Annotated in this window: 2 protein-coding genes; one reads left to right on the top strand and one right to left on the bottom strand. The window is 47.6% G+C overall.

Annotation, left to right across the window (positions count from 1 at the left end):
- Positions 1-46 precede the first annotated feature (46 nt).
- Positions 47-1450, top strand: a complete 1404-nt coding sequence (locus ACOI7D_RS27720; protein ID WP_001567368.1) for an ISNCY-like element ISKpn21 family transposase — start codon at positions 47-49, stop codon at positions 1448-1450.
- 28 nt (positions 1451-1478) lie between these two features.
- Here ACOI7D_RS27720 and ACOI7D_RS27715 read toward each other — a convergent pair whose 3' ends face one another.
- Positions 1479-2111: a DUF6904 family protein gene (locus ACOI7D_RS27715; protein WP_001567369.1), complete on the bottom strand. Its 633-nt coding sequence runs from the start codon at positions 2109-2111 to the stop codon at positions 1479-1481.
- Positions 2112-2228 lie beyond the last annotated feature (117 nt).

Raw genomic sequence — 2228 nt, 5'->3', positions numbered from 1 at the left:
CTATGGTAAGCTTCACTGGTCCGTTTAAACTACCGGGAGGCATATCATGAGCGCAGAAAGCTCAGGAGTGTTTACTTTGAAAGAGATCAACCGGATCAAGATTATACAGGACGTCATTGAACGTCGCATCACAACGCGCCGTGCGGCCGAGCACCTCGGTATCAGCGACAGGCAATGCCGCAGACTTCTTGCCCGTTACCGTGAAGGCGGACCGCTTGGTATGGCCAGCAGACGATGTGGCATGCGTGGTAACCGCCAGTTGCCACCCGGGCTCGCAGATCAGGCTCTGGAACTGATCAAGACGCGTTATGCTGATTTCGGTCCGACTCTGGCGCGTGAAAAGCTCGAAGAACTCCACGGACTGTTTCTTGGCAAAGAAACTGTCCGGCGCATCATGGTGCGGGCTGGCTTATGGGTTCCCCGTAAACAACGTGCCGCAAGGATCCCTCAACCACGGTACCGGCGTCCGTGTACTGGTGAGCTGATACAAATAGATGGCTGTGATCACGACTGGTTTGAAGGCCGTGGCCCGGCCTGCACCGCGCTGGTCTATGTTGATGATGCAACCAGCAAACTGATGGAACTGTTGTTTGTTAAATCGGAGTCCACGTTTTCTTACTTCGAAGCCACGCGGCGCTATATCGATAAGCATGGTAAACCGCTGGCACTGTACAGCGATAAAGCCGGTGTTTTTCGTGTTAACAATAAACACGCCACAGGCGGAGACGGGCATACTCAGTTTGGGCGAGCCATGCATGAACTGAACATCCAGACTATCTGTGCAGAAACCAGTCCCGCCAAAGGGCGTGTAGAACGAGCTCACCTCACTTTACAGGATCGTCTGGTCAAAGAGCTGCGGTTACAGGGCATTTGTTCAATGGAGGCTGCAAATGACTTCGCTGAGGCCTATATGGCTGACTATAACCGCCGTTTTGGCAAAGTACCGCGACATGATTTTGACGTACACCGTGCTGTAGAACATGATGAGGACCTGGGGCTTATTTTCACTGTTCGTGAAAAACGTAAAGTCTCAAAATCGTTGACGATACAATATGATAAAATGTTGTACCTGATTGAAGACAGCGAACTGAGTCGCCGTGCAATAGGTAAATATATCGATGTGTATCACTATCCTGATGGCAGAAAAGAGCTGCGCCTGAACGGTACGCTACTTCCCTACTCTACCTACGACCGACTGTCAGAAATCGACCAGGGCGCGATTGTCGATAACAAGCGTCTTGGCCGAACCCTGGAGTTTATCAGTCTGGTGCAGAGCAAGCGGGATAACACGCGCTCTCAGTCAATTCCCGCTGGAGATGGCCCTTCCCGACGACGGCCAAAGCAGGAAGGGAAGAAATCCCAGCGCTCACTGGATAATGATGACATGCTCGAAGCACTCAAACAGCTTCAGTCACGTTCAGAGGACATTTTTGGTAAAAGAGCCCGCTGATGGTACTCACTGGCCGGACAGTGGTTGCTCACCAGTTGATATTGTCCGGCCAGACCCATGATGTATTATTCATTTCGTTCAGCATCTTTATGTCCTGCTTTTCACGGGCATACTTACCCCATAATGAATGAAAAGAACGAACAATACTGATTAACTGCTTTTTTCTTTGCTCCGGAGATAGGCTGATAAAATAGCAGCACCTGCTGTCAATATTATCCTCAATGAAATTAAAATCAGAGTCTGATGCATATTTTACTGTTAGCATAATATCATTCGACGTTGTTCTCTCAGACTCTGTTAATGCTGATTCTATCAGGTATTCAAAGGCATACATGACAGACAGCTGGTTTTTGTCTGTCTGAATATAACCCATTGAGTTTCTGAGTATTGAGGACTGTACCAGGACCAGAGGCCATAAAAGCTCAACACCATAAAGCTTATATGTATCATGTTGATCATACTGATGTTGCTCAACACGACGATTACCTTCCCGTGCTTTACGAATATCATAGGCAAGGGATAACATAAATCCGTCTTTAACTTTAATCAGTGGGCTTTCATCCACGATGTAATGAATGAGTTCATGTAATTCATTCAGGGCTTCTGAATCTCCCCACAGTATAAAACCTGCATTGTTCGGCGTTAACTCGTATCGAAGCATGGGCTCAATCATCCTGTTGTTTCAGTCGGAGGAAAGTCTATCAGTAAAGAGAATGAGAGATCAAAGTGGTCATTTTAATTGAGCTGGATAACGGACATTTCAATTGAGCCTTGACAT

Source organism: Klebsiella sp. C360 (genome assembly GCF_048822415.1).
GTDB lineage: Bacteria > Pseudomonadota > Gammaproteobacteria > Enterobacterales > Enterobacteriaceae > Klebsiella > Klebsiella quasipneumoniae.
The sequence above is the reverse complement of the archived record's forward strand: the minus strand, read 5'-3'. Positions and strand labels throughout refer to the sequence as shown.

What these genes read in the sequence shown, in the direction of transcription:
- ACOI7D_RS27720 (WP_001567368.1), top strand. Translation starts at nt 47, where the DNA reads ATGAGCGCAGAAAGCTCAGGAGTGTTTACTTTGAAAGAGATCAACCGG.
- ACOI7D_RS27715 (WP_001567369.1), bottom strand. Translation starts at nt 2,111, where the DNA reads ATGCTTCGATACGAGTTAACGCCGAACAATGCAGGTTTTATACTGTGG.